General features: G+C 53.9%; 16 protein-coding genes. 5 read left to right on the top strand and 11 right to left on the bottom strand.

What is annotated here, in order from left to right:
• Nucleotides 1-307: 307 nt before the first annotated feature.
• Both CHB59_RS05880 and CHB59_RS05875 read right to left on the bottom strand, forming a co-directional pair.
• Nucleotides 308-1,042, bottom strand: a complete 735-nt coding sequence (locus tag CHB59_RS05880; protein ID WP_089375305.1) for a dienelactone hydrolase family protein — start codon at nt 1,040-1,042, stop codon at nt 308-310.
• Nucleotides 1,043-1,161: 119 nt separating this feature from the next.
• On the bottom strand, nt 1,162-1,449 hold the full coding sequence (locus tag CHB59_RS05875; protein ID WP_089375304.1) for a PsiF family protein: 288 nt from the start codon (nt 1,447-1,449) through the stop codon (nt 1,162-1,164).
• 314 nt (nt 1,450-1,763) lie between these two features.
• Here CHB59_RS05875 and CHB59_RS05870 point away from each other — a divergent pair, with 314 nt between their 5' ends.
• A complete protein-coding gene (locus tag CHB59_RS05870) occupies nt 1,764-2,006 on the top strand; it encodes a hypothetical protein (RefSeq protein ID WP_089375303.1) in 243 nt (80 codons plus the stop codon).
• A gap of 33 nt (nt 2,007-2,039) precedes the next feature.
• On the opposite strand, the gene gndA is transcribed toward CHB59_RS05870, so the two are convergent.
• Together gndA and CHB59_RS05860 are read right to left on the bottom strand one after the other, a co-directional pair.
• The gene (gndA, locus tag CHB59_RS05865) at nt 2,040-3,551 is read right to left on the bottom strand and encodes an NADP-dependent phosphogluconate dehydrogenase (protein ID WP_089375302.1); all 1,512 of its coding nucleotides are present in this window, start codon (nt 3,549-3,551) and stop codon (nt 2,040-2,042) included.
• Between the two features lie 160 nt (nt 3,552-3,711).
• On the bottom strand, nt 3,712-4,074 hold the full coding sequence (locus CHB59_RS05860; RefSeq protein ID WP_089375301.1) for a MerC domain-containing protein: 363 nt from the start codon (nt 4,072-4,074) through the stop codon (nt 3,712-3,714).
• Nucleotides 4,075-4,338: 264 nt separating this feature from the next.
• Here CHB59_RS05860 and CHB59_RS05855 point away from each other — a divergent pair, with 264 nt between their 5' ends.
• The 3 genes from CHB59_RS05855 to CHB59_RS05845 all read left to right on the top strand — a co-directional run bounded on the left by CHB59_RS05855 (nt 4,339) and on the right by CHB59_RS05845 (nt 5,892).
• On the top strand, nt 4,339-4,740 hold the full coding sequence (locus tag CHB59_RS05855) for a hypothetical protein (protein WP_089375403.1): 402 nt from the start codon (nt 4,339-4,341) through the stop codon (nt 4,738-4,740).
• A 15-nt stretch (nt 4,741-4,755) separates the two neighbouring features.
• A complete protein-coding gene (locus tag CHB59_RS05850) occupies nt 4,756-5,292 on the top strand; it encodes a hypothetical protein (protein ID WP_089375300.1) in 537 nt (178 codons plus the stop codon).
• A 72-nt stretch (nt 5,293-5,364) separates the two neighbouring features.
• On the top strand, nt 5,365-5,892 hold the full coding sequence (locus tag CHB59_RS05845) for a hypothetical protein (protein ID WP_143738695.1): 528 nt from the start codon (nt 5,365-5,367) through the stop codon (nt 5,890-5,892).
• Between the two features lie 20 nt (nt 5,893-5,912).
• Here the strand turns inward: CHB59_RS05845 and CHB59_RS05840 are convergent, their stop codons facing one another.
• Nucleotides 5,913-6,599: a uracil-DNA glycosylase gene (locus tag CHB59_RS05840; protein ID WP_179212084.1), complete on the bottom strand. Its 687-nt coding sequence runs from the start codon at nt 6,597-6,599 to the stop codon at nt 5,913-5,915.
• A gap of 153 nt (nt 6,600-6,752) precedes the next feature.
• Between CHB59_RS05840 and CHB59_RS05835 the strand changes: the two genes are divergently transcribed.
• Complete coding sequence (locus CHB59_RS05835; protein ID WP_089375298.1) at nt 6,753-7,046, top strand: hypothetical protein; 294 nt, start codon at nt 6,753-6,755, stop codon at nt 7,044-7,046.
• 31 nt (nt 7,047-7,077) lie between these two features.
• On the opposite strand, the gene CHB59_RS05830 is transcribed toward CHB59_RS05835, so the two are convergent.
• From CHB59_RS05830 to CHB59_RS05805, 6 genes are all read right to left on the bottom strand, one after another.
• A complete protein-coding gene (locus tag CHB59_RS05830) occupies nt 7,078-7,950 on the bottom strand; it encodes an efflux RND transporter periplasmic adaptor subunit (protein WP_089375297.1) in 873 nt (290 codons plus the stop codon).
• Between the two features lie 12 nt (nt 7,951-7,962).
• Nucleotides 7,963-8,160: a DUF1656 domain-containing protein gene (locus tag CHB59_RS05825; protein WP_089375296.1), complete on the bottom strand. Its 198-nt coding sequence runs from the start codon at nt 8,158-8,160 to the stop codon at nt 7,963-7,965.
• A complete protein-coding gene (locus CHB59_RS05820; protein ID WP_089375295.1) occupies nt 8,153-10,336 on the bottom strand; it encodes an FUSC family protein in 2,184 nt (727 codons plus the stop codon). The genes CHB59_RS05825 and CHB59_RS05820 overlap by 8 nt, the downstream gene beginning before the upstream one ends.
• On the bottom strand, nt 10,336-11,751 hold the full coding sequence (locus CHB59_RS05815) for an efflux transporter outer membrane subunit (protein WP_245835057.1): 1,416 nt from the start codon (nt 11,749-11,751) through the stop codon (nt 10,336-10,338). The genes CHB59_RS05820 and CHB59_RS05815 overlap by 1 nt, the downstream gene beginning before the upstream one ends.
• A gap of 67 nt (nt 11,752-11,818) precedes the next feature.
• Entirely contained in the window at nt 11,819-12,328 is a 510-nt protein-coding gene (locus tag CHB59_RS05810; protein WP_089375294.1) for a MarR family winged helix-turn-helix transcriptional regulator, read from the bottom strand.
• 67 nt (nt 12,329-12,395) lie between these two features.
• Nucleotides 12,396-13,016 carry a TetR/AcrR family transcriptional regulator gene (locus CHB59_RS05805; protein ID WP_179212083.1) on the bottom strand — a complete coding sequence of 207 codons (621 nt, stop codon included), beginning with the start codon at nt 13,014-13,016 and terminating at the stop codon, nt 12,396-12,398.
• Nucleotides 13,017-13,090 lie beyond the last annotated feature (74 nt).

The following is a 13,090-nucleotide window of genomic DNA, read 5'->3' as shown; positions in this document are numbered from 1 at the left end:
TAATGCAGCAAGCAACTGATCAATATACACAGTGCTCAGTGACTGCTACTTAAGTAAAAACGAGGGCTTGCCACGGTTTAATTGTTGTCATGTCCGCGTATGGCTCGACTATGACGGACTGTTGTTCTTTGCAGGCCGGATTGATGCCTGTTGTATGCACAGGATGACTTCATGCGTATCAGGTTGGATGGCATTCTTGAGGTGAGGTTCAAAAATTAGTCTGATTTGTCCGGCTAACTGGCATTGCCGGGCATGATGAATGACAGGGAAATAAAAAAACCACAGTTGCCTGTGGTTTTTAAAGTACTTAAAGCGTATTGCTGAACAGCTGCAAGGCCAGCTGGTAGCCTGTGGCAGCGAGCTGCGGGTCGTAACGCTCGCCTTCGTCGCGCATGAAGGCGTGCTGGCCGTTGAATTCGTGCCAGGTGAAACTGAGGCCTGCATCCGTCAATTGCTGGTAAACCTGCACACGGCCTGCGGTCGGGATGTGGTTGTCCTGTTTGCCCCAGATCATGAGCAGTTCGCCCTTGATGTCAGCCAAGCGTTCCATGCTGTGCTGGCCTGGTTTATTGGGGATAACCTGGGTGTGCAGGTCGGTCGCGTAGAAGCAGGCAGTCGCCTTGATTTCCGGTTGCAGCGCTGCGCGGAACGCCAGGTGGCCGCCGATACAGAAGCCTGCGGCGCCGATGTTGCCGTTGAACCAGTCTTGCGTCTGCACCCATTCAATCATGGCGCGGTTGTCGCTGTCGTAGCCTTGCACGTCCTTGGCTGACTTGTCGGCATTGCCTTTGTCGCGGCCTGCATCGTCATAGGCAAGCACGGTGCTGATCGGGTTGAGTTCGTGGAATACTTCCGGCACCAGCACGGCGTAGCCATGCCCTGCCAGGAAGCGTGCGGCACGTTCGATCGGACCGGTTTGCTGGAATATTTCCGAGTAGAACAGGATCGCCGGGAAACGGCCTGCGCCGGCAGGGCGATGCACATAGGTGCGCATGATGCCGGTTGGGGTTTCCAGATCGACGATATGGCTTTGAATCAGCATTGCGTGGCTCCTCCCACAATAGGGTCATTAATCATTACCTATATTCTATCGCGCCATGGAGGATTGGGGCAGGAAAATCAATGGCCGTCAGCCTGTGCTGGGCTGACGGGAGAGATGAATCAATGACCGGATAAGCAGGTTTTCATGAAAGCCTTGCGGGCATCACCGCTCAGTGCTTGCTTACCAGCTTCGGCATTGCAGGATTTCATTTTCAGTTGTTGCGGGTTGCCACTGGCTTCAGGTGTGCCGGATAGGCAGGTCTTCATGAAGGACTTCCGGTCGTCTCCCTTGAGGTTTTTTTCTCCCGCGGAGGCATTGCAGGACTTCATTTTTTCTTGCTGTGGATTGGCATAGGCATGGCCGAAACAGAAGGCGGAAAACAGCAGAACAGTGAGTAAGGATCGCATTGCGATAGTCTCCGGGAATAGTGATATTGTGTCGTCACGATACCATGCTGCTCGCCAGCGGGATGTTCTTTTATGTCAATTGCGGTAAACCTTCTGATGCTCGGTCTATTACCTGCAGCGTGCAGCCAGATGTTGCAGGTATACCAGCAAGAGGGCGATACTGTTTGCGCTGCGCAGGACATATTGGGTGATTGTGGTCATTTCCTTCATCCTTGTCATTGTCGGATATGTGCATGTTGCCCTGGATGCATGGCAGGACAATGAAAAAGAGATGACGGCAATATGACGGGTATGTGCGTATTGAGGAAAGGAGCATGATGGAAAAGAGCTTGTTACATGCAGTAGAGCTTGCGCTGGGCGGCGATTGGAATGGTGCTCACGAGATTGCGCAGGACTCAGATATGGCAATGGCGCACTGGATTCATGCGGTCTTGCATAAGATCGAGGGGGATGAGTGGAATAGCCGTTACTGGTACCGACGTACTTCCCACGAGTATGAGGAATATCCTGACCCGGAGACTGAGCTACGGGCAATTGCAGCAGTATTGAATAGTTGAAAAAGGGCAGGCTGATCAGCCTGCCCTGTTACTTTACACTTTCAGTTGCGGACGGCCGGGTTCCGGCCAGTCGACGTGGAAGAACTGGCCGCGAGGCTGATCTACACGTTCATAAGTGTGTGCGCCGAAGTAGTCGCGTTGTGCCTGCAGCAGGTTGGCAGGCAACGTAGCACTGCGGTAACCGTCGTAATAAGACAGTGCCGCACAGAACGCCTGGGCTGGAATGCCGTTGCGTACTGCCAGGGAGACGACTTCACGCCAGCTGGATTGGCCTTCATCCAGTGCTTCGGTGAAGTATGGATCCAGCATCAGGTTGGTGAGGTGTGCATCCAGTGCGTAGGCATCGGTAATTTTTTGAAGGAAGCGGGCACGGATAATGCAGCCGCCACGCCAGATCTGGGCAATTTCACCGAAGTTGAGTTTCCAGTTGTAGGCCACCTGTGCCTTGTCAATCAATTGGAATCCTTGGGCGTAGGCGCAGATCTTGGAGCAATACAATGCGTTGCGGATGGATTCGATCAATTTCTCACGATCCGCCTCCTGCTGGATCTTGGGGCCCTTGAGGATGGTGCTGGCTTCCACACGCTCATCCTTGACCGTTGACAGTGCACGGGCAAAAACGGCTGCCGCGATGGCATTGGCGGGAGAGCCCAGCTCCAGTGCGTTGGCAGCAGTCCATTGACCGGTGCCTTTCTGGCCTGCGGCATCCATGATCTTGTCCACGAGGAAACCATCTCCTGCCGGATCTTTCTGTTGCAGGATATCGCCGGTGATTTCAATCAGGAAGCTGGACAGCTCGCCCTTATTCCATTCTTCAAATACCTTGCCAATCTCGTCTGATTGCATGCCGAGCAGGTTTTTCATGAGCCAGTAGGCTTCGCAGATCAGCTGCATGTCGATGTATTCGATACCGTTGTGCACCATCTTGACATAATGGCCTGCCCCATCCGGGCCGATATATTCAGTGCAGGCAAAACCACCCTGGACAGGATTGCCAGGCGTGGCACCCTCAATGGGGTTGCCAGTACGCGGATCCACTTTGGCGGCAATATCGCGCCAGATAGGTTCCAGGGAAGACCATGCCTTTTGCGTGCCACTAGGCATGAGGGACGGACCGAAACGGGCGCCAGTTTCGCCACCGGATACGCCAGAGCCGATGAATTCGAGTCCCTTGGCACGTAATTCCTTCTCGCGGCGAATAGTGTCAGTCCAGAGAGCATTTCCGCCATCAATGATGATGTCGCCTTCTTCCAGGAACGGGATAAGCGCGTTGATGGTGACATCCGTGGCACTGCCTGCCTTGACCAGCAGCACGATTTTGCGCGGCCGCTTGATGCTTAACACGAAAGTGGCAAGGTCTTCAAAGCCTTTCAGGTTGCCGGCGGAAGGTTCGTGCTCCTTGGCATGTGCAATGAATTTGCGGGTTTTTTCAGGATCACGGTTATAGACGGAGATCGTGTAACCATGATCTGCGATGTTTAATGCCAGGTTCTGCCCCATTACTGCTAAACCAATGAGGCCAATATCTGCGGTATTTGTACTCATAATGATTGCTTCTTGTTAATGTAAGGTGAATGGAAACGAGAGCCAAACTGACGCACAAGCATATACAACTCGGTAAAACAGCTCCCAAGGCAGACTATAGACCTTTATGGAAAAACCTAAAAGGCAAAGTGGCGGGAATTCTGGAATTTATTGCAGTGTATTAAGCGCTTGTTGCGCGTGCACCGGCAATATGTGCAATCCGCTGTAACCGGCGGTTGAGGGTGTGGCCGGTAATCAGGAACAAACTGCCTGGTATTGTCAGGGCAATCTCAGCAGCAGCGCTCATGGGGATAAAGGTGGCACAGCCCACCAGAGCCAGGCCGATCGCAAGCAGCAAACTGGGTCTGCCATTGCCGTGATGGAGCCATCCTGACCACGCACCAAAGACTGCTGCCGGGAACAAGGCAACGAACAGCCAGAGATGGACGCTGTCATCAAGCAGGAATGACAACGGCAATATGAAGGCCAGCCAGGGCAATACTGTGCAATGGATAAGGCACAGCCAGGAAACAAGATTGCCCATCCTGTCCCAATTGATCAATTTTTGCGTGGAGAAACGAATGATAAAAGCTTCAAAGCAGTTCAGGCAGGTATTCTAGACCAATTGCAACTTGGTAAGCAACATTGTTGCAAAACTATTGTCAGCGACTGTGGTTGAACTGTCCCGGAACAGACTGTTTTGCTTACGAAGTATTACGCAGATTTACCAAACCCTTCAAAACTCAGCCGTACAAGTGCGGGTCTTAGTTCATACCCAAGCAAGATATTGATGATGGAGGTCAAGGTTATGCTGCAGACAACAACAAGCAGAATCCTCACGGCAGGGTTGATTGCCGGCATTTTATTCAGCAGTGCAGCCATGGCAGATCCAGGCCACCGTGGCTTTCGTCATGGCGGCCCCCATATCGGGGTCTATGTCGGACCTGGTTTTTACGGTCCAGGCTGGGGACCTTACTATCCTCGGCCTTATTATGTGCCGCCTCCATATCCTTATTACCCACCTGTGGTGGTGACGCCTGCGCCTGCTGCGCCCCCGGTGTATATCGAGCAGGCACCTCAGCAGAGTGCAGCGCCGCAATCTGCGAATAGTGGATATTGGTATTATTGCGCACCATCTGAAGGGTATTACCCTTATGTGAAGGAGTGTCCTTCCGGATGGCAGAAAGTTGCGCCGCAACCTGCCCAGTAATTGCGAGGAAACATCATGAAAATTGCGATCTTGTTGGCACCGGTCGTGTTGTTGAGCGCCTGCGCCTCGTTACCACCGGATGGCCCAAGCCATATGGCTTTGCCTGGTACGGGAAAATCCTTTGATCAATTCCGCTACGATGATAGCATCTGCCGCCAGTTTGGCCTTGAGCAGAGCGGCTCTGCCAAGGTGGCGGCCCAGGATAGTGCTGTGGCGAGTGCCGCAGTCGGGACTGTGGTTGGTGGCCTGCTGGGTGCCGCTGCTGGTGGTCATCATGGGGCTGCCGTTGGTGCCGGGTCTGGATTGATGATAGGCACAATGGCAGGAGCCGGCATGGCATCCGACTCCTACTACAGTGCGCAGGAGCGGTTTGATAATGCGTACACGCAATGCATGTATGCCAAGGGCCACAAAGTGGCAGTGTCTGCGCGTCTTGCACAGGCACAACAGGCAAGGCCGGCGCAGCGCAATGTAGCGCCACCGCCGCCACCGCCACCCGGTTACCAGGGTGTGCCATTGTCCTCTGCTGTACCACCGGACTATCGAGAATAATAAAAGACTGGATATAGCCATCGTGAATAGATCGGGGATTAATAAGTGTGATGCTGTAATCAGGAGGACATCATGAAACAAGTAACGAAGAGAACACTGTGGTCAACCATGGGTGTTGTATTGCTGGCCACTGTGCTGGGACAAACTGCGGCTTATGCTGATCGTGATGACAGGCGTGATCGTGGTCCGCGGCAGGAGCATCGTGCGGGTCACAACAAGCATGAGCGCGGCGGTAATTGGAAACAGCAGCACCACCATGATAACCGGCAGTGGAATAATAGAGGTCCGCAACGCCCTGTGATTGTGCAGCATAATGTGCATCATCAATATCAATTCCGTGATCATGACCGTGCCTATCTGCAGCGTAACTATGCGCGCAGCTTACGTACAGTGAGATACGATCACCGCCCACATTTCCAGATGGGCTATGCCATGCTGCCGGCTTACCGGCCTTATATCACACCAGTTCCTGCCTATGTACTGCGTACATTGCCACCACCGCCACCTGGCTATGTCATTGGTTATTACCAGGGCTATAACGTGGTCTATGATCCGGTAACGTATGTTGTACTGTCAGCAATAGATTTGCTGGTCAGATAACTTCATCAGGCTGGGGCGGGTTACTGAGCCGCGCTCCAGTCTATTTCTGGCAAGCCAATGCTGTGCAACGCAGCATTGGTTTTACTGTATGGCTTGCTGCCAAAGAATCCACGATACGCTGAAAGCGGCGAAGGATGGGCAGCGCTGATCACGATGTGGTGTGGTGCAATCAGGGAGCGGAATTGTTGCGCATGCGCACCCCAGAGAATAAATACTAGCGGTAGCTCGCGTTGCCCCAGGTCGTGCAACAGTGCATGGGTGAATGCCGGCCAGATTTTGCTGTGCGCCCCGGCAATGCCTCCACGCGTCGTGAGGGAAGCATTGAGCAGCAGAACCCCTTGCCTGGCCCATGGCATCAGGTTGCCGCTGGACCGTGACTGACCTATATCCGCTTGCATCTCTTTCAGCATATTGCGCAGCGATGGAGGTGGCCTGACTCCTTCCGGTACCGAGAAAGACAATCCATGTGCCTGCTGGATGCCATGATCTTCACCATGATATGGATCCTGTCCGAGCAATACGACCCGGACTGCCGCAGGATCAACCTGACGCAATGCTTCGAACCATAATCCACGGCGCGGACGTATATCGGTTTCCATGTCCAGCTTGGTCTTGATGCTGTCGTATTGTGTTTGCAGTTCAGGAATTGCTGCTGCCCAGGCAGCGGGCAAGGATTCTTGATGCAATTGGATGGCGGGGTCGGACATGGTGGCAGGTCAATGCAGGAACGGGCTGCTTAAGGTACTAAATTCATTGATGTTGGGCAAGTGCAAAAGGCGTAATATCCATGTGGGAACATAATGCAATCGAGACAAGCGCCAGACTTGTCAGATGTTACTCAACACTATGGAGAAAACGTGATGAAAATCTTGATCATACTACCTGTTTCACTATTGTTCGCAGGGTCTGCATTTGCCAATACTGAGGGCGATGGTGAGTGGCAACTTACCAAGACCTGCCATATCAATGCGACGGCCATGAACCTGACAGATCAGGTGCGTGAGTATTACCTGAATAATTGCATAGTATCGAACGCCTATGGTGACCAGCCAGCGAACGAGATGCGAAAGCAGTGCCAGATCAATGCTGCGGCGATGAATCTTGAGGGCAATACGCGCTACCAGTACCTGGCATCATGTCTGGCTAGCCAGTGATCAGATAGCGCCGGTATAACCGGCGCATGACTCACGAGGCTGGGTGCACGATCACGGAGCATGTCATGCCGGCAACCAGCTCGACACCTGCCGGGATTTCGTCGATATGCACGCGGACTGGAACGCGCTGGGCCAGGCGTACCCAGTTGAAACTCGGGTTGACGTTGGCAAGTAGCCTGACATCTGTCGGGTTGTCGCGGTCGGTAATGCCGCGGGCGATACTTTCCACGTGGCCCTTCAGGACAATATCGGTGCCCAGCAGGCGGATTTCCACCGGGTCATTTAGATGGATCAGGTGGAGTTTGTGCTCCTCGAAATAGCCGTAAACCCAGTAAGATTTCTGGTCAATCAGTGCCAGTTTGGCTGCTCCGGCCTGGGCGTAATCTCCCGGGCGGACCAGCAGGTTGGATACCCAGCCATCCACGGGAGCACGTACCTCTGTACGTTGCAGGTTGAGTTTGGCATGATCGCGCTCTGCCAATGCCTGGTCGAGGTCTGCCTTTGCAGCTAGCGTCACCAGGTCGGAATCTTCGCGATCCTCGCGGGAGATGACCTGGTCATCCAGCATGGCGCGGCGTGTGGATTGCCCACGCTTGAGGGCCAGTGTGATCTTGCGTTGCTGCAGTCTTGCTTCTGCTTCTTCCAGTGAGTGGTGATAACGCTCGGCATCAATGCGGAACAGCAGGTCACCTTTTTTCACAAACTGGTTATCGCGCACGACGACCTCGGTTACAAGTCCGGAGACATCGCTGGCAATATTGACGACATCCGCCCGCACCCTGCCATCACGTGTCCACGGGGAGTCCATGTAGCGTACCCAGAGCATATGGCCGAGAATGATGGCGACTGCCACAATCATCAGTGTGAGTGAAATGCGCAGGATGTGCTTATACAGGTCTTTCATAAGTATCACCTTTTAATAGATCAGGAGGCCCAAGGCACAGAACAGGCAGCTGAACAGGCTCAGGCGGAATAATGCGCGATACCAGATGAACTGGTACACACCCAGCCATACCAGTACTTTGTCCAGCAGCCAGTACAGCAGCAATGCAGCGATAAATGCGAGTATCAGCGTAGGCATCAATGCATCGAGCAAGGCAATTTCCCTAGGCATTGTTGAGTACTCCTTGTTTTTCTGCGATATCCAGCGAGGCACTCAGTGTGAGTACCGAGTCAGTGTCGAGCAAGGCACCGCGGATGAAATGCAGCATGGCGAGCAATTGCTGGTGGTTGGCGCTAGTCAGCTGCATCCTGATTTCCTGCTGCTGCAGATGCTCAATACTGTCGGTAATCGAACGGATGGTGGTGTTGCGCCATGCTGTGCTGGGCTGCGCGAACAGCTGGGCCAGTTGATGCAGGCTGTGCTTGATGGATCTGCGGATCGAGGGGACGGGAGTGCTGTGTGCTTCTGAACGCAGCGCAATGACGGCCTGGCCGATTTCCAGCGTGGATAATAACCAGTCAACCACTTCCTTGTCCCTGGCATCTGCGACGCGATGCACGGTACCCATGCGCAGCAGCAGTTCGCGGACATTGGTTTCCAGCCTGCTGCGCAGGGGTTGCGCCGGATGCACACATATCTCCTGGATCAGCTCACGCAATGCCTGGGCAATACGGGTGCGTGACCACTGGTTGTTGCTCAGGTCAATCAGGCTATAGAACACACCAGCCAGCATGATGGCCAGCAGGTCGGCAATGGCGGCATTGATAAAGTTGACTGGGTCTGCCGCAAAAGTATTGTTGAAACCGATATGCAGGAAAAACACAATGAAAATGCCTGCGCCAATGACGGCGATGGAAGGCTTGGTCGTCAGCCAGGCCGCCACGATGATGACGGGGCTCAGCGCCAGTGCAAGCATGGCAAAGCCCTGGGCATGGGTCAATAAATGGAAGTTGACTATATAGAGCAGGATGGTACCTATCAGCACCCCGGTGATGAACTGGCGTACCGTCCTTCTGGGAGTGGGCGAAGAGGCAAACAGGGTGCTGCATATTGTGGCAAAAGTGATGGCTTCAACTCCAGAATGCAGGTCGCAAGTGATCCAGAGAAAGGACATGGCAGCAAACACCAAGGCACCCCGTAGACCAGCAAGCAATGCGGTCAATGGATCAAAATGCATGCCCATCCCCGGCATTTTCCAGATTTTTACAGCCGCGGCTTTCTGGGACGTATCCAATCCGGCATAGGTGCTGGTATAGGCGTGCAATTCATTGAGGATGCGCAGGATGAGTGCAGTTCCTGTGGCAAAGTCCAGTGTGTCGCTGCTGGAGAGATCTGCCGGGAGGCGGGATTTTACCTCCTGCAGGTGAGTTTCCCAGTGGTCAAGTAATGTGCTGCTAGTGAGTACTACCTGTCTTGCTTCGTGTTCATCGCGTACTTCACGCTGGTGAGTCAGTACTGCTGCCTGGACAGGGGTAAACAGGGCAAGCAAGTTTTCCACCACCTGTGGGTGTCCGCTTCGGTGCAGGCGCCGCATGAGCTGCTCGAAAGAATGGAGACTGGTGGTCACTGCCATGAATTCTGAATTCAACAGGTTGAGCCGCTGCCGGTAAGTGCGTGAATGATCGCTTTCCATGGAGGATGAGGCATGAAAGATTTCCAGCTCAAAAACATTGCCTACCATGCGCAATGTTTCAGCCCGGGTGGCCGGGGCAGCAAGTTTCCTGCGATCGAGGCTGGTAAGCAAACGCGAGAAGTCGCGGAAGCGGTTGCGTACGGAGTGACGTAACAGTTCGCTGACACCTTGCGGGAACACCAGGGCGCTGACCAGGCTGGCGGATGCAAGCCCGACCATGATTTCCGACAGCCGGGTCATGGCGATATTGAAAGTCTGGTCGGGATTGAGCGTGGCAGGAAGCCCGACAATGCAGAGTGTATAGCCGGCCAATACAAAAGCATAAGATTGGTGGTGCCTGAATACGATGGAACCCGCGGTGCAGAAACTGATCCACAAGGCCATGGATAGCAGGAACAGAATACGCTCCTGCGCAAACAGGGCAATGAGCAGCACGGAAATGATGATGCCTACCAATGTCCCGATCAGTCGATAATAACTCTTGGCAAGTACCATACTGGTACGGGCCTGCATGACGATGGCCACTGTCAGCAGGGCGGTGCGTGGCTGCTCCAGATCAAACTTGAGAGACACCCATAGGGCCAGCATGCAGGCAAGCAATACCTTGCCAATGTAGACCAGGGTCTGGGCATCTTCACGCATCCAGTCACGTACGGCACCCAGCAGCGCATAGCGCCAGCGTGGCATAAGAGAGCGGATACGGAAGTGGTGCATCAGTGTGTTTCGGCAGGAGCTGGTTCAAGACCGCCACCCAATGCCTGCATCAGGCTGGCATAGGTGCTGAGACGGCTGGCTTCCAGGTCAATCAGGACTGCGCGCTGATCAAGGACCTGGCTCTCGGCATCCAGTACCTGCACGTAGTTGGCAAGCCCCGCATGATTGCGGGTTTGGGCCAGCTTGTGGGTTCTTTCCGCGATATGCAGTGCCTCCAGCAATTCAGCATGCTGGATTGTGTCGGATTCCAGTGCTACCAGCTGGCTGCTGATGTCCTGTAGTGCGTGCAGCATGATACTGTTGTATTGTTCAACGGCCAGGTCGTAGGCTGCGGTTCTTGCTGCAAGATTGCCACGACGCTGCCCACCATCGAACAATGGCAATGATATGGCAGGCCCGGCCCCTGCGGCCAGGCCGCTATCGGAAATCAGTTTATTGAAGCCGATGGCCTGGAAGCCGATAAAGCTCATCAGGTTGATATTGGGGTAGAACGCGGCTTTGGCACTGGCAATCCCCGCACTGCTTGCCTCGATGCGCCATTTTGCTGCGACGATATCAGGGCGGCGACCAATCAGGTTGGCAGGCAGAGAGTCGGGAAGCCCAATGACGGCGTTGAGGGAAAGAGCCGGATGATGCAGGTGTTCGGTAAATCCTGGTCCTTCACCTGCAAGTGCCGCCAGTTGTTGCTGCATCAGGGTTACATGTTCGGCACTGGCCTCCAGCTGTGCCCTGAGGACAGGTATCAGGGTTGCGGCCTGGTTGACTTCGATTTCCGTACCCAACCCTGCGGCCAGTGCACGTTGCAGGATGTCCAGGCGGTGTTGGGCAATTTCCAGCCTCTCCTTGGCGATTTCGTGTAATGCATATTCCCGCGACAGCGCTATATATTGCATCACCATCGCGCTGCTCATGCTCAGTTTGACCTGTTGTGCCTCGGCTGTTGCCACTTGTACCTGGCTCAGGGTGCTTTTCCATTGCTGTTCGCGCTGGCCCCAGAGATCAAGGTCATAGCTGAGATTTGTTGTGGCCTTGTTATTCCATTCCAGGTGTCCGCCCCAGGGTGACGGAATGAATTGCAGGCTGGTGAAGCGTTCGCGTACCAGGGTGCTGTTGATGCTTGCCTGTGGCGCGCGTAATGCGCCCACCATCTGCGCCTGTGCCTCAGCCATGGTGATTCTGGCGCGCGCAGCCCGGATGTCCGGATGTTGTTGCAGGCTGTGAGCCACCAGCTCATTGAGTTGAATATCCTGGAAAACCTGCCACCATTCCTGTTGTGGCCATGGCAGGTCATGTCGTGCCTGGGTGATTGCTTGCCCTGTGGCAAGTTCATCGACGGAAGTGGTTGTGGACTTGGGATCAATGCCATCCATGCTGATACAGCCGGAAAGCATGGCAGGCCCAAGCAAGCTGGTCACATATGGAATCAAGCCATATGCGGAATGGACAAGCTTGCGGAAAAAGGACACAGCTAGTTTCTTCAGGCTAGAGATTTTTCATGATGTCTGCATTGGCACCCAGTGACTGCATATGGCGTACAACATCCTGGCGATGTTGCAGGGAGAGCTGGGACATGAGGGTCGTGACGTTGGTGTAATAGATGGGCATGACTTCATCTAGTTTCTGGCGCCCGGCGGCTGTCAGCTTGATTTTGAGTTTGCGCCTGTCCTTGCGGTCAGTCAGGCGGCTGACCAGGCCTTCATGTTCCAGGCCATCGATAAAGCCAGTCATGGTTGCCTTGGTGACACCTGCTTTTTCCGCCAGTTCAGAAGGAGATGAACTGAGGTTGTCTTCGCGCAGCAATAATACCAATACCCACCAGCGTCCCTGTAACAGGCCGTGCTGGGCGAGCATCTTATCCAAGGCCTCAGACAGGTTGGAGGCGGCGCGCAAGATATTGACGAACTCCCAGATGGCCACGATATCGGCACCAGGGTAATAGCCAGAAAATTTTTTCAGCGACTCGGAAGTCGGCAGTTCTTTGATCAATAGCATGATCCAAGAATAATAGTTAGGAACCTTATATTATGTCAATGGCCTGATCGATATTTTCCATTAATTTCTAAGGTTTCGCGCTGGTATCCGGCTGCGATACGAGCAATTGGAGTTGTTGTTTGTAAAGTGTCAGGGTGCGGGCAATGACATGCGGATCATGGCTGGATTTTGCCAGTATCAGAGCACCTTCCAGCATGGCAATGTAGAGTTCCGACCAGGCAGTGGCATCCAGTGATGTGAGTGCTTGCTCGGTTTTGAGCTGTTCGAACATGCTGATGAGATCATGCCGCCATTGTGAAAAATAACTGCGGGAAACGGCATACAGGTCCGGATTGGTGTCTGCCAGCCCCATGGTGAAGATTGCCAGCATACAACCCTGGCTAAGTTGCGGGTCCTGGTAAGTGGTCATGGCGTGGTCCAGGTAGGCACAGATTTTGTCCAGCTGGGCCGGATAATGCCGGTGAAGGATGTCTTCCTGCCGGTTAGCAGCATCTTGCCAGAACTGTCGCAGCACAGCTTCGCCCAATGCCTCTTTATTGGGGAAGTGGTGAAAAAAGCCACCCTTGGTGATATCGGCCTGTGCGCAGACCATGTCCACGCTCATGGCAGAAAAGCCGCGCGACAGAATCAGGTCTCTGGCGACATACAGGATGCGTTCGCGTGTGGAGGATGTTGTCTGCTTGGACATGGTCGTTTTCCGTGAGGTATCTATTCTACTGTGTAAGGAATGGATGAGGCTATTGACAAATCTGTATACTGGCA

It is taken from the genome of Methylobacillus rhizosphaerae (genome assembly GCF_900187985.1).
In the GTDB taxonomy this organism is placed as follows: domain Bacteria; phylum Pseudomonadota; class Gammaproteobacteria; order Burkholderiales; family Methylophilaceae; genus Methylobacillus; species Methylobacillus rhizosphaerae.
The sequence above is the reverse complement of the archived record's forward strand: the minus strand, read 5'-3'. Positions and strand labels throughout refer to the sequence as shown.

Coding starts and splice junctions, on each gene's coding strand:
- CHB59_RS05840 (WP_179212084.1), bottom strand. CDS start 6,599: ATGTCCGACCCCGCCATCCAATTGCATCAAGAATCCTTGCCCGCTGCC.
- CHB59_RS05860 (WP_089375301.1), bottom strand. CDS start 4,074: ATGGGCAATCTTGTTTCCTGGCTGTGCCTTATCCATTGCACAGTATTG.
- CHB59_RS05825 (WP_089375296.1), bottom strand. CDS start 8,160: ATGCCTAGGGAAATTGCCTTGCTCGATGCATTGATGCCTACGCTGATA.
- CHB59_RS05850 (WP_089375300.1), top strand. CDS start 4,756: ATGAAAATTGCGATCTTGTTGGCACCGGTCGTGTTGTTGAGCGCCTGC.
- CHB59_RS05870 (WP_089375303.1), top strand. CDS start 1,764: ATGATGGAAAAGAGCTTGTTACATGCAGTAGAGCTTGCGCTGGGCGGC.
- CHB59_RS05830 (WP_089375297.1), bottom strand. CDS start 7,950: ATGAAAGACCTGTATAAGCACATCCTGCGCATTTCACTCACACTGATG.
- CHB59_RS05805 (WP_179212083.1), bottom strand. CDS start 13,016: ATGTCCAAGCAGACAACATCCTCCACACGCGAACGCATCCTGTATGTC.
- CHB59_RS05820 (WP_089375295.1), bottom strand. CDS start 10,336: ATGCACCACTTCCGTATCCGCTCTCTTATGCCACGCTGGCGCTATGCG.
- gndA (WP_089375302.1), bottom strand. CDS start 3,551: ATGAGTACAAATACCGCAGATATTGGCCTCATTGGTTTAGCAGTAATG.
- CHB59_RS05845 (WP_143738695.1), top strand. CDS start 5,365: ATGAAACAAGTAACGAAGAGAACACTGTGGTCAACCATGGGTGTTGTA.
- CHB59_RS05835 (WP_089375298.1), top strand. CDS start 6,753: ATGAAAATCTTGATCATACTACCTGTTTCACTATTGTTCGCAGGGTCT.
- CHB59_RS05880 (WP_089375305.1), bottom strand. CDS start 1,042: ATGCTGATTCAAAGCCATATCGTCGATCTGGAAACCCCAACCGGCATC.
- CHB59_RS05855 (WP_089375403.1), top strand. CDS start 4,339: ATGCTGCAGACAACAACAAGCAGAATCCTCACGGCAGGGTTGATTGCC.
- CHB59_RS05875 (WP_089375304.1), bottom strand. CDS start 1,449: ATGCGATCCTTACTCACTGTTCTGCTGTTTTCCGCCTTCTGTTTCGGC.
- CHB59_RS05810 (WP_089375294.1), bottom strand. CDS start 12,328: ATGCTATTGATCAAAGAACTGCCGACTTCCGAGTCGCTGAAAAAATTT.